The 15,127-nt window shown below is 56.6% G+C and carries 9 protein-coding genes; all 9 read right to left on the bottom strand.

Annotation, left to right across the window (positions count from 1 at the left end; genetic code table 11):
• Positions 1 to 36 precede the first annotated feature (36 nt).
• On the bottom strand, positions 37 to 1,215 hold the full coding sequence (gene bamB, locus SIK69_RS05620; RefSeq protein ID WP_319785626.1) for an outer membrane protein assembly factor BamB: 1,179 nt from the start codon (positions 1,213 to 1,215) through the stop codon (positions 37 to 39).
• A 10-nt stretch (positions 1,216 to 1,225) separates the two neighbouring features.
• Positions 1,226 to 1,846 (bottom strand): YfgM family protein, encoded by a 621-nt coding sequence (locus SIK69_RS05615; RefSeq protein WP_319785625.1) that lies wholly within the window; start codon positions 1,844 to 1,846, stop codon positions 1,226 to 1,228.
• A 33-nt stretch (positions 1,847 to 1,879) separates the two neighbouring features.
• Positions 1,880 to 3,154: a histidine--tRNA ligase gene (gene hisS / locus SIK69_RS05610; protein WP_319628010.1), complete on the bottom strand. Its 1,275-nt coding sequence runs from the start codon at positions 3,152 to 3,154 to the stop codon at positions 1,880 to 1,882.
• 93 nt (positions 3,155 to 3,247) lie between these two features.
• Positions 3,248 to 4,369, bottom strand: a complete 1,122-nt coding sequence (gene ispG / locus SIK69_RS05605; protein ID WP_319628009.1) for a flavodoxin-dependent (E)-4-hydroxy-3-methylbut-2-enyl-diphosphate synthase — start codon at positions 4,367 to 4,369, stop codon at positions 3,248 to 3,250.
• 26 nt (positions 4,370 to 4,395) lie between these two features.
• Positions 4,396 to 5,421: a cytoskeleton protein RodZ gene (gene rodZ / locus SIK69_RS05600; RefSeq protein ID WP_319628008.1), complete on the bottom strand. Its 1,026-nt coding sequence runs from the start codon at positions 5,419 to 5,421 to the stop codon at positions 4,396 to 4,398.
• 264 nt (positions 5,422 to 5,685) lie between these two features.
• Positions 5,686 to 6,852, bottom strand: coding sequence for a dual-specificity RNA methyltransferase RlmN (rlmN, locus tag SIK69_RS05595; RefSeq protein ID WP_319628007.1), 1,167 nt, complete (start codon positions 6,850 to 6,852; stop codon positions 5,686 to 5,688).
• Positions 6,853 to 7,001: 149 nt separating this feature from the next.
• Complete coding sequence (gene ndk / locus SIK69_RS05590) at positions 7,002 to 7,433, bottom strand: nucleoside-diphosphate kinase (protein ID WP_319628006.1); 432 nt, start codon at positions 7,431 to 7,433, stop codon at positions 7,002 to 7,004.
• Positions 7,434 to 7,590: 157 nt separating this feature from the next.
• A complete protein-coding gene (pbpC, locus tag SIK69_RS05585) occupies positions 7,591 to 9,915 on the bottom strand; it encodes a peptidoglycan glycosyltransferase PbpC (protein WP_319785624.1) in 2,325 nt (774 codons plus the stop codon).
• Between the two features lies 1 nt (position 9,916).
• Positions 9,917 to 14,872: an alpha-2-macroglobulin family protein gene (locus tag SIK69_RS05580; RefSeq protein WP_319785623.1), complete on the bottom strand. Its 4,956-nt coding sequence runs from the start codon at positions 14,870 to 14,872 to the stop codon at positions 9,917 to 9,919.
• Positions 14,873 to 15,127: the final 255 nt, after the last annotated feature.

Genomic DNA, 15,127 nt, shown 5'->3' with positions numbered 1-15,127 from the left:
AACAGGAGCCGTTTGCAATGCATACCGCGAACAGACTTAACGCGTAAGGGAGTACAGCGTACCGTCTTTCGCCTGGATCAGCAGTTGACCATCGGCCACCACAGGATCGGTCAGGAATCCTGAGCTGTCCACTTTTTGCTGAGCAACAAAGCGGCCATCCTGCGGGTTCATCCAGTGCATGTAACCTTCGCTGTCGCCGACGACCAGGCTGCCATTATACAGCACAGGGGATGTCAGCAGACGGTGCAGCAGATCGCTCTGCGTCCACAGCGTCACACCACCATCGGTGCTGAGCGCCAGCAGACGGTCGTTCTGATCGACCAGATAAATACGGTTGCCGTCGACGACAAAGTCGTTGACCGAGCCCAGTTCACGTTTCCACATCACCTGGCCGCTACGCAGATCCATCGCGGTCAGGTTGCCGTTGTACGCCAGCGCGTAAACAGTACCGTCAACGATAACTGGCGTGGTATCGACGTCGCTCAGACGATCGATTTCGGTCGGGCCGGTGGCCTGGGAAATACGTTGCTGCCAAATCAGCTGGCCCTGCTGCATCAGCACGGCGCTGACACGACCGTTATCACCGCCAACGATGGCCGCGCCAAAGGCGGTTGCCGGAGCGGATTCACCGCGCAGAGACAGCGCTGGCATATCGAGGTTAACGGTCCATTTCACCGCACCGTCACTTTCGTTCAGGGCCTGCAGCTGACCATTGCTGGTGTGGATAAGCACCACACCGTCGCTCACCACCGGACGCGATAACGCTTCACCGGCAACACGGGTCTGCCACGCAACGGTACCGTCGCTGGTGTTCAGCGCATAAACCTGTGCTTTTTCAGAGCCAACATATACGTGGCCGCCATTTACCGTCAGGCCACCAGAGAGCAGCGCCTGTGTATGCGAGAACCAGCCGTCTTTCTCAGCCAGGTTTACGGACCACACTTCTTTCCCGCTTTCTGCGTGCAGCGCCTTCACGGTACCGCTACGGTCTGCCGCATACACCACGCTATCAGCATAAGCCGGGTGCAGATTGGAGTAGAAATCGCCAATGCCGCTACCTACAGACTCGCTCCAGGAGGTCGTCGGGGTAAACTGATTTTCAACCGTCGGCAGCGGGGACATTTTTACAACGTCTTCTTCGCTGTTAAACAGTGAACAACCGCTCAATAACGTAACAGACAGCAGTCCTGGCAAAAGTAATTTACGCAATTGCATCGGGTCCCTCTCAGATGGACAAATTATTCATTTTCATGCGCATCATTTCGCTGAGCGCCGGTGAAGCATCACTTTTTACGCCAGCTTCCCAGGCGGCGCGAGCCCCCTGCTTATCGCCTTTGCTTAACAGGATTTCACCGCGTAAGTCCGCGACGATAGCTGTCCAGCCTTCCCCTTTAATACCCTCAAGGGTTTTCAGTGCTGCATCAGGCTGTTTCATTTGCAGCTGAACGCGAGCCAGACGCATGTTGATAACCGATTTCAGGTTATCATCAGGCGCAGCAGCCAGGCCCAGTTGCAGTTGTTTTTCGGCTTTATCAAGCTGGTTAGCGTCAACAAACTGCTGAGCCAGTTCCAGCGCGGCAAATGCGCCGTAAGCATTTTTTTCGTCTGCGGCGATTCTCTGCGCAGCAGCATAGGTCTCTGGTTTATCCGCTTTCAGCGTCGTCATGGCACTTTCATAGGCCTGTGACGTCTCACGGGAATTGTTTTCCTGATGTGAGGACCAATAACGCCAGCCAACCAGCGCTCCAATCCCCAGTACAACGCCCACTACCAGCGCTTTGCCGTTTTCAGCAAAGAAATTTTTAATCGCGTCGACCTGTTCGTTTTCGTTACTGTAGACTTCCACGCAGTTCTTCTCCTGAATAATAGTCCCGGGCAATTAGCCCAGCAGTGTGCGCAAATGCGCGGCAACGCTGTCCTGCGTTACAGTCGTCTGCTCACCAGAGCGCAAGTCTTTAATCACCACATTACGTTCGGCCACTTCGGATTCACCCAGCACCAAGGCGACGCGTGCGCCCCACTTGTCTGCCCGAGCAAACTGCTTCTTGAAGTTACCACCGCCGTGGTTAGTCATCAGTTTGATGGCCGGCATTTGGTCACGCAGTTCTTCAGCCAGACGCAGGGCGGCGGACTGAGTACCGGTGCCAGAAGCGACCAGGTATATATCGACAACAGGATCGGCTTTAAATTCCGGGTTGACGGCCTGAACCAGTAAAACTAAACGCTCAAGACCCATCGCGAAGCCCACGGAAGGGGTAGCACGCCCGCCGAGCTGTTCTACTAAACCGTCGTAACGGCCACCCGCACAAACGGTTCCCTGGGAACCGAGGCTGCTGGTCACCCACTCGAATACGGTGCGATTGTAGTAGTCGAGACCACGAACCAGACGCTGGTTCACGGTGTAGGCAATCCCGGCGTCGTCGAGCAGCGCACACAGGCCTGCAAAGTGTTCACGGGATTCGTCGTCGAGGTAATCGCCCAGCGCCGGTGCGTTATCAAGCAGCGCCTGAACGTCCGGATTTTTCGAATCCAGCACGCGCAGCGGGTTAGTATACATGCGACGTTTGCAGTCTTCGTCGAGTTCGTCTTTGAACTGTTCCAGATAGGCCACCAGCGCTTCGCGATAATTCGCGCGGGCTTCCAGCGAACCGATGGAGTTCAGTTCAAGGCTAACGTGTTCGGAAATCCCCAGCGCGCGCCACCAGCGAGCGGTGAGCAGGATCAGCTCAGCGTCGATGTCAGGGCCCTGCAGGCCAAACACTTCACAACCCAGCTGATGGAACTGACGATAGCGTCCTTTCTGCGGACGTTCGTGACGGAACATCGGGCCGATGTACCACAGACGCTGTTCCTGATTGTACAGAAGACCATGCTCGATGCCGGCGCGTACGCAGCCCGCAGTCCCTTCCGGACGCAGCGTCAGGCTATCGCCATTGCGGTCCTCAAAGGTATACATCTCTTTTTCAACCACGTCGGTAACTTCGCCGATAGCGCGTTTGAATAACGGGGTCTGCTCTACAATCGGCAAACGGATTTCACTGTAACCGTAGCTGCCGAGCACCTGTTTCAGAGTGCCTTCAATGCGCTGCCAGAGAGCGGTTTCGCCCGGCAGGTAATCGTTCATGCCGCGGATGGCTTGAATGTTTTTTGCCACGTTTTTTCTCTTTATAAATACAAAAATGAACCCTGACGCCCGGGGCGTCTGCGGGTTCAATCATACACGGGAAGCGTGCAGCTTCCCAATACGTTATTTTGCTTCGACCTGCTGTACGTCGATACGGCGGGCTTCGTCGAGCATGCTAGCCTTGGCACGAATGCGGGCTTCGAGCTGGCTAATCATGTCGTTGTTGTCGAGACGGTCTTTACGCACGCCGTCTTCATACAGTCCGCTTTTCTTGTTGCCGCCGGTCACGCCGAGCGTGGACACCAACGCTTCACCCGGGCCATTTACCACACAGCCGATGATCGATACGTCCATCGGGGTGAGGATATCTTCCAGACGCTGTTCGAGGGCATTCACGGTACCAATCACGTCAAACTCCTGACGCGAACAGGTCGGGCAGGCAATGAAGTTGATCCCACGTGCGCGAATACGTAGCGATTTGAGAATATCAAAACCGACCTTAATCTCTTCGACCGGATCCGCAGCCAGCGAAATACGCAGCGTGTCGCCAATCCCTTCAGAGAGCAGCAAACCGAGGCCAATCGCCGACTTCACGGAACCGGCACGTGCGCCGCCCGCTTCGGTGATCCCCAGATGCAGAGGCTGATCGATTTGCTTGGCCAGCAGACGATATGACTCTACGGCGAGGAATACATCAGACGCTTTCACGCTGACTTTAAACTGATCGAAGTTCAGACGATCGAGATGATCGACGTGGCGCATAGCGGACTCAAGCAGCGCCTGGGGCGTCGGCTCGCCATACTTTTCCTGCAGATCTTTTTCCAGCGATCCGGCGTTTACGCCGATGCGGATAGGAATGTTTTTATCGCGCGCGCAGTCGACAACCGAACGAATACGCTCTTCGCTGCCGATATTGCCGGGATTGATACGCAGACAGTCCACGCCATACTCAGCCACTTTCAGCGCAATGCGGTAATCGAAGTGGATATCAGCGACCAGCGGAACGTTAACCTGCTGCTTGATGAGCTTAAAGGCTTCGGCAGCGTCCATGGTCGGGACCGAGACGCGGACGATATCCGCGCCTACGCGCTCAAGGGCTTTAATCTGATTGACCGTTGCTTCCACATCGGTGGTGCGCGTGTTGGTCATGGACTGCACGGTGATAGGAGCCCCATCACCGATTGGCACGTTCCCAACGTAAATGCGTTTGGATTTTCTACGTTGAATCGGAGCCTGGTTATGCATGCGAAATCTCCCGCGTTACGCGTCTGTTACTGAGCCTGGGCCGGTGATTGTTCGGCATTAAGCGTCAGACGTGCAACCTGGTTTGTTCTGATAAAACGGCTCAGGTCGACAGGTTTACCCTGGAACTGAATCTGAACGGCCGCCGGTGCGCCGATTTTGAGCTTGTACGGTGCCTGGCCTTCTAAATTGAGCGTGCCGTCTTTACGCTGTAAACCGCTGAACAGTTTTTTACCGGTAGAATCGGTGACTTCCAGCCAGCAATCTGCGTTGAAGTTCATCACCAGCGCGTTCGGGCTAGCGTTTGGCGTGACCGCAGCCTGATCGGTTGGCAGCGTGGCTGCCGGAGTAGCCGCCGCCGTTGCGGTGTTATCCACGTTAGCCTGAGACGGAGAGACGACCGCATTGTTTTGCGGATTAGCCTGTGCGGTGTTCTGAGCATCTGGCGCGGTTTGCGTCGGTGCAGTCTGTGCGGTTGGCGCAGGTGCGTTAGCGTCCGCAGCAGGGGCTGATGGTGCAGTATCAGCCGTGGCGTCTGGCGTCTGTGAACCGCTGGTATCCAGCGGAACATTTTGGGTGCTGTCGTTAGCATTCAGTTCAGCACTGGACTGATCGGCCATGGTGGTGATTTCTTCCTGCTGCGCTTTATGGTTCTGCCACCACCATGCGCCAGTCAGACCGATAACCACAAACAGCACCAGCCAGGTAAAGCTCATCAGCCAACCGTCTCGTTTCTTGCGACGTTTGCCCAAAGACATTTTCTGCATCGGTGCCATTTTGGCCGCACGAACCGGAACCTCTTTCGCCAGAATAGGCAAAAGCTCTTCTTCAGGAATATGAACAAGACGGGCATAGGACCGGATATAGCCACGCAGGAAGGTTGAAGCGAGTGAGGCAGGTGCCTTGTCGTCTTCAATATCGCGAACGGTGGACACCTTCAGGCATAAGCGTTCAGCGACAGCTTGCTGGCTGAGTCCGAGTTGTTCACGGGCGTTACGCAGACGCGTCCCCGTGCTTTGTGCTGCTTGTGGATCTTGAGTGGCTTCAGTATTCATTCGCTACAGCTGCTGCTACGTAAATTTAGGTTCTGGTGGCGGAAAAAACCGCACCGCGAAACATCTGATTGCCCGTCATCCGACAGACAGTATAAACAGGTTCGGCTAACCTCTTAAACGTAAGGCTAACCTGTTGTTGCCCCGCTACATACTGCCTTAATCCTGGCATAAACGCACCGTAATTATTAATCGGATCAGTGCGTTTCGGTTATTCCTTAAACATTTTAGACTCCGCGCAGAAAATCGTGCGCGGAGTACGGTCTATCAGACCGCTTTCACCGCAATCGGTTCACCCTGCATACGTTTACGCATAGTCCGCTTGGTACGGTCGATAACATCGCCCGCCAACTGACCACAGGCCGCGTCAATGTCGTCGCCGCGGGTTTTACGCACAATGGTGGTGAAACCGTAGCCCATCAGCACTTTAGAGAAACGGTCGATTCGGCTGTTGGAACTGCGGCCATATGGCGCACCCGGGAACGGGTTCCATGGGATCAGGTTAATCTTACATGGGGTATCTTTCAGCAGCTCTGCCAGCTGATGCGCGTGGTCAGTTTCGTCATTGACGTGGTCAAGCATCACGTACTCGATGGTCACACGACCCTGATTGGCGTTAGATTTTTCCAGATAACGACGTACCGCACCGAGGAAGGTTTCGATGTTGTACTTTTTGTTGATCGGGACAATCTCATCGCGAATTTCATCGTTCGGCGCATGAAGGGAAATCGCCAGCGCGACGTCAATCATATCGCCAAGTTTGTCCAGTGCGGGTACAACGCCAGACGTAGACAGGGTTACACGACGTTTAGACAGACCGAAACCGAAATCGTCGAGCATGATTTCCATCGCCGGAACCACGTTGGTCAGGTTGAGCAGCGGCTCGCCCATCCCCATCATCACCACGTTGGTAATCGGGCGAACACCGGTCTTTTTCTGCGCGCCGATAATTTTCGCCGCACGCCAGACCTGGCCGATAATTTCCGAAACACGCAGGTTACGGTTAAAGCCCTGCTGCGCCGTGGAGCAGAATTTACATTCCAGCGCACAGCCGACCTGAGAAGACACGCACAGAGTGGCGCGATCGTCTTCCGGGATGTAGACAGTTTCAACGCGCTGATCGCCGACGGCGATAGCCCATTTGATGGTGCCGTCAGAGGAACGCTGTTCTTCCACCACTTCCGGGGCACGAATTTCAGCGACTTCTTTGAGCTTGGCGCGCAGGACTTTGTTGATGTCAGTCATCTCATCAAAGTCATCGCAGCAGTAGTGATATAACCACTTCATTACCTGATCGGCGCGGAAAGGCTTTTCGCCTAAGTTATTGAAAAACTCGCGCATCTGCTGACGGTTTAAATCCAGCAGGTTGATTTTGGCATCTTTATTGGGAACCGTCAGTGAGACGTTATCAGGTGTGACAATTTGTTCAGACATAGTGTATTCCGGCCTCGTTATTACACGTTATGGCCCCTGGAGGGTTGAAAAAGAAACGCCCCGGCGAGCAATCTGCTCATCCGGGGGCGTTGCATTGTACAAATTCTGGCGCATGGATGCCACGTTTGCACGCGGCATTTACGAAATAATTAGCGGGTACGTGCGCAGACTTCGCCTTCTGCGAAGAAGTAAGCGATTTCGCGCTGGGCAGATTCTACAGAATCAGAACCGTGGGTGCCGTTTTCGGTGAAGCTGTCAGCGTAGTCAGCACGCAGGGTGCCAGCCAGCGCGTTCGCCGGGTTGGTTGCGCCCATCAGGTCACGGTGACGCTGAACGGCATTTTCGCTTTCCAGTACGGAAACCACGATTGGACCAGAGGTCATGAACTCAACCAGACCGTCGAAGAACGGTTTGCCGTCGTGTTCTGCATAGAAGCCACGAGCCTGCTCAACGGTCAGGTGCAACATTTTAGTACCGACAATCTTGAACCCTGCTGCTTCAAAGCGCGCAAAGATGCTGCCAATAACGTTTTTTGCCACCGCGTTCGGCTTGATGATGGAAAAAGTACGTTCAATAGCCATGATAACCTCTAATTTCTGTGCTGTTGTTGTGCATACGACTGTATGACCTGGCGCGCATTATAATGAGCAATAAAGCCCCTGCATATGGACGAAGGTAACATTTTGTTAAAATAAGACGAATATCAGCAACACAGCCGGGTAACTCGCTGAAATTGAACTACTGTAGGGTAAAACGGGCTGCCGCTATCTGGCCCGCCTCATCCATTACCACTAGCTGATATTCCCCGGCATTTTCCAGCGACAGCGTCACGTTCGGCCCAGTATTGTCCGTCGGTTCACCATTGATAAACCACCAGCGTCGCCCTTCTCCACCCTGAGTTTGTAGCGCCAGCGCCGCCTGTTTTTCACCCGGCAGGCGTTTGATTATTGCCCCCTCACGCACACCAGATAAGGTCAGCGGGACGAGATCCTGCTGATGCATCGGCGGGCAAGTTTTAGAGGCGGCAGGCAACCGCTCCGCTCGCCGTTCAGACGGCGGTAACCATGGCTCCAGCGGGAGCGGCCAGACATCGAGCGTGGTCTGCCTGGCCCCCGGGCAATCCGCGGCCACCCGCTGGCCTTGTGCATCCAGCCATACCGGGAAACGAATGCCCCGCAGTCCATCCTGACCGGGCAACAACAGCGTCGGCGGCTGGCTGTTATCGAGCAGCCAGGTCGATAATCGGCGGCGGCAGTTGCTGTCCCCCACCGCCAGCGACTGACCGCCCGGCCAACAGATAGAGCCTGTACTCACTGAGGCCGGACGCGGATCGGCAGGCAGACCATTCTTCGCCGAGTCCGCTCGCGACAACAGCAAATTACTCACCTGGTTGAGCAGGGGGATAGCGCTGATAAAGCCGAATTGACCGACCACCGGCGTACCGTCCGGTCGCCCGGTCCAGATCCCTACCACATATCGGGCGTTAATGCCGATAGCCCACGCATCGCGATAGCCGTAGCTGGTGCCGGTCTTCCACGCCAGCGGCACCACCGCAGGCATCGAACCATCGGGTAGCGGTTGATCCTCCCCCGCCAGAATGCGCCGGATTATCCACGCCGAGCCGGGCGACAGCAGCGGTCGCTCAATCAATGGGTCACCCGCGAGCATCCGCAGTCGTCCCGCCTGACCGTGCCGGGCAAAGGCGCTGTAAGTAGCCGTAATATCCGCCAGGCGCGCCCCGGCCCCGCCGAGGATCAGCGACAGGTTGGGCTCCGCGCCGTTCGGTAGAATCAGCGGCAGGCCCGCATTACGTAGCCGCGCGGCATACTGTTTTGGCCCATAGGCTTCCAGCACCTGAACCGCCGGGAGATTTAACGAGCGCACCAGCGCATCGCTCATGCTTACCGGGCCGTGAAAACCGCTGTCAAAATTACCTGGGCGATAGTCGCTGAAACGGCGTGGCACATCCTGTAACAATGACGCCGGATGGATCAGCCCGTCGTCCATCGCCAGCCCGTATATAAACGGTTTCAGCACCGACCCCGGCGATCGCACCGCGCTGACCATATCCACATACCCAAAACGGCTGTCATCGCTGATATCTGCCGATCCTACCCAGCCCCGGACTTTCATGTTGGTGTGATCGACCACAATCATCGCCAGCGAACTGCGCGGCGGCAGGCGTGATTTCCAGTTTAACGCCATCTCTTCCAGCTGACGCTGCAAGGACGCATCCAGCGTGGTGACCACTTTTTCGCTGCGGCTTCGCGCCAACATGCGGCGGGAAAATAGCGGAGCAAGTTGCGGCATCTGGCGCGGGAACAGCCAGACCGGTTCCTGGCGCGCCTCTTTCACCACCTGCGCAGACCACACGTTCTGCGTCACCATCCGTGCCAGCACTTTATCGCGCGCAGCTTGCGCACGCTCAGGCCAGCGGTCCGGACGAAGACGGCTCGGAGCCTGAGGCAGAACCGCCAGCAGTGCGGCCTCGGAGTAGCTAAGCTGTTGCGGTGGTTTGCCGAGATAGGCCCAGCTGGCTGCGCCAATCCCCTGTAACGTCCCGCCGAATGGGGCTCGATTGAGATACAGCGTCAGGATTTGGCGTTTGTCCAGATGCCACTCCAGCTGGAGAGCCCGCCAGAGCTGCCGCACTTTACCGCCGAAAGTGCGCGAATGCGGATCGAGTAAGCGCGCCACCTGCATGGTGAGCGTACTGCCGCCGGAAATAACCTTCCCGGCACTAAGATCTTGCCATGCGGCGCGCAGCACCGACAGCGGATTGACGCCGGGATGCTGCCAGAACCAGCGATCCTCATACTGGATCAGCGCCTGTAGGTAACGCGGGGAAACGTCTTCAATAGTGACCGGATAACGCCAGATCCCTTCGGCATCGGCAAATCGCCACAGCGGCGTGCCATCTTCGGCAACCACAACGCGGGCAGGCGTAACCTCATTGAGCGGCAACGGCCAGAGACGATCGGCAATCATGACTGCCAGCCAGATAAAAATAAGAAATCCCGCCAGCCACAGCCAGCGGGATTTTTTCAGACCAGAAAATGTCATCTTACGGAACGATAATCAGCGGCCCACTGGCAGCCCCGGTAGCACGCCACTGCGGAACATACATCGATTCCACCTGTGGCACCGGCACCGCGTAGGAGCCCGGCGTCACGGCTCGCGCCAGATACACCAGCGTCACCGGCTGCCCTTCATTCACTGCAACCGCCGCGACAAAGCGGTCGTCGCGGAACTCAATGTGCTGCACATCGGCCTGCTGCATCTGATTGAGCAAGTTCTGCACCTCAGCCCCGTTATCCTGCAGGCTGGCGCTACTGTTCGCCAGGTTCTGGTTTTCCAGTTCCAGACCCGCTGGCAGCAGGTCAACCACTAAGGCATCCGGCACGTTCTGGCTGGCGTTAATTTGCAGATGCACCAGCACCAGGTCACCACTGCGCAGCGACGACAGGGATTTAAGCTGGCCGTCAGTGCCGAGGAACTGGCGTTCAATCCGCAGCACATTGCTGGCAGGCTGTGGCGCATATTCCGGATAGCCGCTGCTGTCCAGTCGTAGCCACAGCGGCTGCGAGCCGGTGTTTGTCACGTTCAGCGACGTCAGCTGGTCGGCGGTCAGATTACGCGACTGCGCTTTGTCTGCGCTCAGCGGTTCCGTTTGCAGCGAGGTCTGCGCCTGCCAATTACCCGGCAAATCCTGCAAGCCTTTTGCCGCCAGGAACAGGGCGTTCATCTCCTGGGTGGACAGCCAGCGCTCGCTGAATGCCTGCTGAGACAGCTCATTGAGCAGCGTATTTTGCGCATCCGGCAGCAGCTTGTTCTCTTCCAGCAGGCTGAGCATTAGCGCGTTATCGCGAAGCTGGCTGCCGTAGTCGGCCATCCAGTTATTTTTATCACTGCGCGGGGTGGTTTGCGCCAACGCTATCGCCTCGTTACCGCGCGGCGTATCGCCCATCGCCTTCAAGGCCAGACCAAGCTGAAGCAGCGGTAGACCCGCTTTCGCCTGGGCATGACGCTCCCAGATTTCGCGCAGAGCACCCAGCGGCGCTTTCTGCTGACGCGCCAGCACCAGTGCCGCATAAGACTGCACTGCAAAACGACTCGCCTGATTATCTTCGGTGTAGCGAATGGTCATCAGGCCCGGCTCCTGCAAATAGCGCAGCAGGCGGTTATTGCCTTTGGTAATCGCGTCCACCGGAACGCTGTAGCCCTGCTCGCTCGCGCGGGTCAGGAAATCCATCACGTAGGCGGTTAGCCAGTACTCTTCGGAGCCTTCTTTATCCCACAGCGAGAACCCGCCATCGTCGCGCTGCATTTGCAGTAGTCGGGCGATACCGATATCCACCGCCGCACGACGCAGCTCATCACTGTCGCCCTTGATGCCTAATGCTTTGAGCTGCTCAGCATTGGTATACAACTGCGGGAACAGGCCGCTGGCTGTTTGCTCCAGGCAACCGTAAGGATAGGCTTTCAGTTCACGGATGTAGCGGCCCAGATTCAGCGGCGGCTTGCCGCTAAACAGCAACTGGCTTTGCAGCGTTTGCGGAATAAAGCCCTGCAAATGCGAAGCCGGGGCAGTCCAGCTTTCCCCTGGCTGCAAGGCAATCCCGGAATTCACGGTTTGCGCCGGGAACGCTGGACGGACGCCAATTTTCCACTCTTTTTGCAGCGGGGTGAAGGTTTCACCCGGCAACGTCAGGCCGCTAACGGTAGCCTGTATGGCACCGTCACCGAAGCCATCCAGCGCGGTAACCGGAATAAACACCGTCATACGCGCACCGGGTTGAAGATTAAACGGCTCTGGCTGTGCGCCCTGCAGTTGCAGCAGCCCGTTGGCGGTCAACTTCACGGTTAAGGTTTGCGGCTGATCGGTCAGGTTAGTGACATCCATCGTCAGACGGCTGTTGTCCCCGCCCGCCAGGAAACGCGGCGTGTTCAGCTCGGCAATCAGCGGCGCGGCAACGACCACTTTGCTGTCGCTGCTGCCAAAATCATCGGCGGTCCAGGCCTGGGCCATCACCCGCAGTTCGCCGTTGAAATCGCCAATCGGCAGGGTAACTGTGCCTTCACCTTTGTCATCCAGTGTTACCGGCTGTGCCTGTTGCGCCACGATGGTGACATGGTTCACCGGCGGTTTACCACCGCGTTTAAGTTCATCGCCATCGCCACCAAAGCGTAGGCTGGCCAGACGGCCCTGGCCTTCAATCACCTGACCGTAAATGTCATAGATATCGGCCCCGTAACGTTTCTGCCCAAAGAAGGCATTCCACGGATCCGGCGTGGTGTAATCGGTAATGTTCAGCACTCCGCTGTCTACCGCAGAGACCAGAACGTTGACCTGTTTAGGCAATGCGCCGTCTTTGGCACTGGCTTTGATTTTTACCGTTAGCGGCTGATTAGGACGCATTTTCTGCGGCGCATCGAGCGCGATATTCAGACGACGATTTTCATCACCGAGCGGTAAATGCAGCAGGCCGACGGCGCGTTTCGGCGTGGCGGATTTGGATTTGTCACCCGGGCGGATAACCAGGGTGCTGAGATACAGGTCGTGTCGGTTCCACTTCTGATCGACCGGAATCGACAAGTCCATGCCTTGCGCCGGAACATCAATTTCCTGCCACCACAGCGGGCCTTCACTGGATTCGACCATCGCATAACCTTTGCCTGCCGCCGGGGCCGCAATGTGTAACTTGATGGTGTCGCCTGGTTTATACGACGGCTTATCGAGCTTCATGGTCACGCGGTCAGGACGCGCGGCACCGGTTCCGTCGCTGTTATCCTGCCAACTGTACCCGGCCCAGAAACGCATACTGCTCACGGTGTCATCCGGCGCTTTGACTTCCAGACGATAAGAACCCCACTCCACCGGGAAGCTGACTTTACCGGTTTCATCGGCTTTCAGATCTATCGTCTGCTCGCCTTCAACCAGGTCCTTTTGATCGAACTGGGACAACCAGCCATCGCTATCTGACCAGTTCCAGTAATAGTCACGACGTTCACGGACCAGTCTGACCTGCAAACCGCTGACCGCTTTTTTCTCGCCCTGCGCATTGGCATAGACGATATCAAACCCGGCGGTGCTGTTTTCATCAACCATCGGCTGATTCACGGTGGTGTCGGTCCGGTAGTCGTACACCGCTTTACGGGTGAATTGCGGACGGATACCCGGTAGCGTGTCAGCAGGCCAGACCGCCTGTTCCGCACGGCGCGTGACCGGACGACCGCCCGATTCCAGCAGGCTCGCCTGCAGGATTACCTGCAACGGAGAATGGGTCTCTTGCCACTGGCTGTCGACTTCGACATTACCACGCCCCTGCGCATCGAGTTTGAGCTGTACTTCGTCCAGCGTACGGGAAAGATTGTCCTCGGCGATATCACCAAATTCAAAGCCCGGCAGCGCAGGGACAGCGTCACGCAGCGGACGCAGGAACAGTTTGCCCTGCAGGGAATTGCCGTTGGCGGGTGCGCCATACAGGTAGTAACCGGATACACCAAACTTCACGTTTGCGTCAGGGGCCACCGGGGCTTTTTCCGGCCTTAGGCTCAGCGCCATACGCTCAGGCATGAAGTCTTCGACGTGGAAATCCCATTCGCGTTTCTGGTTATCGCCCGCGCTGGCACGCACGTGCCACATTCCGGTCGCCGCGCTGGCATCCAGCGCCCAGTTGAACTGATACAGGCCGTTGACTGCCTTGCTCATTACGGTGCGAACCACCTGGCCGTCAGGCTGAACCACTTCGAGTTTCACCGGCTGATCGGGCAGCGGCTTACCGTCGCTGTCGCGCAGCAGGCCGTTCACAATCACCGTTTCGCCAGGGCGATACAGGTCACGTGGGCCAAACATGAAGAACTGCTTGCTGTAGCCCGGCGCACCGGCGATATCAAATTCCGCCAGATCCAGGGCCGGGAGCTTCAGGTCGAGCAGCGTGGTCTGGCCGTCTTTACGTGCCAGCAGCAGGGCTGCTTCTTTATCGGTTTGCAGGCTTACGTGCCCTTTCGCATCGCTGTTGGCCTGCGCCAGGGTTTGTCCTTTGTCATTCAGCAGCTGGACGTCAATTCCGCTCTGCGCCGCGCCGTTTTCCAGGCTCTGGGTAAACACATCCAGACGGTTATGATACCGGTGCGCGGACACCCCGATATCGCTCAGGGTGAACAGCGTCGCCGCGTTACTGTAGGTGTAATGACCCGCCTGATTCATCACCGCCACATACACGCCCGCCTGCTGCAACGGTTTGATATCGCTTAACGGTAGCAGCAGCTTTTCACGAGTGTTACGTTCAGGATTGAGATCGAAGCGCCCGGTGTAGACCAGGTCTGCCATTTTCAGCAGCTCATCGGATTCCCAGTTGCTGAGTGAACTGCGGTATTCCCACTGGCTGACAAATGACGCCAGTGATTCGGGTTTGATGCGGAAGAAGTTCACGTCAACGTTATTGACGTTAAGCGCCATCACTGGCAGACCGGAGACCACTTTGCCCGGCAGCAGCGAACCGCGACTGGCAAAGCCTACGCTTGGGGCGATATCGCGGGTAGCGATAGCCTGTTCATAGTTTTTATCGAAGGTGGCTTTATTGACCGCGAGCAGATCGGGATCGATGGTTAAGACCAGATTACGCTTGGGCTCGAGGTGGCGCATGCGCAGTTCTTTCAGGTTCGGTGCCAGTTCCCAGGCCCCGTCAACCTTGCCACTTTTCTTATCAACCAGATGCACGCGGCTGGAAAAATCCTGTGAGGGATTAAGCGGAATGGAGAAAGTCAACACCAGCGTCGCGGCACCATCAAGCTGGACTTCGGAGGCATCGATCAGGGCCAGCGGCTTGCCTTTGCTTTGCGCCGCCAGTTTATCGAGCGTGGCCGCGTCTGGCGCAGTCGGTGCAGATTTGGTCTGCGTTTCGCTGGCGGAGGCGGCGGGTTTTGCCGCCTGCGGCTTGTCATCATTATCGCAGCCAACCAGCGAAAAAACGGTGAGCAACGCCAGTGACAGCGCTGCCAAACGATACGGTTTCATCCATTAACCCCTGGCCCAGAAAGCCTCAAATTTTCGTCAACACAGTATTATGCTTAATCTGGTCTTTTACCAACAGCATATAAATTCTGATTTGTGCAGCCATTCTGAGTTTTGCACGACGTCAGGATACCCCACGCTTGCCCACTGATACCCCGATCACAGCGCCAAAGGTTACATGTTACCTTTGGCGTCATTTGTTTTTAAAACAATAAGATATCTGGATGCCGGAGGGTGAAGCCTGCTAGTTTTAAGCCT

This window comes from Scandinavium lactucae (assembly GCF_033843265.1).
In the GTDB taxonomy this organism is placed as follows: domain Bacteria; phylum Pseudomonadota; class Gammaproteobacteria; order Enterobacterales; family Enterobacteriaceae; genus Scandinavium; species Scandinavium lactucae.
This window is presented reverse-complemented; position numbering and strand designations above follow the sequence as displayed.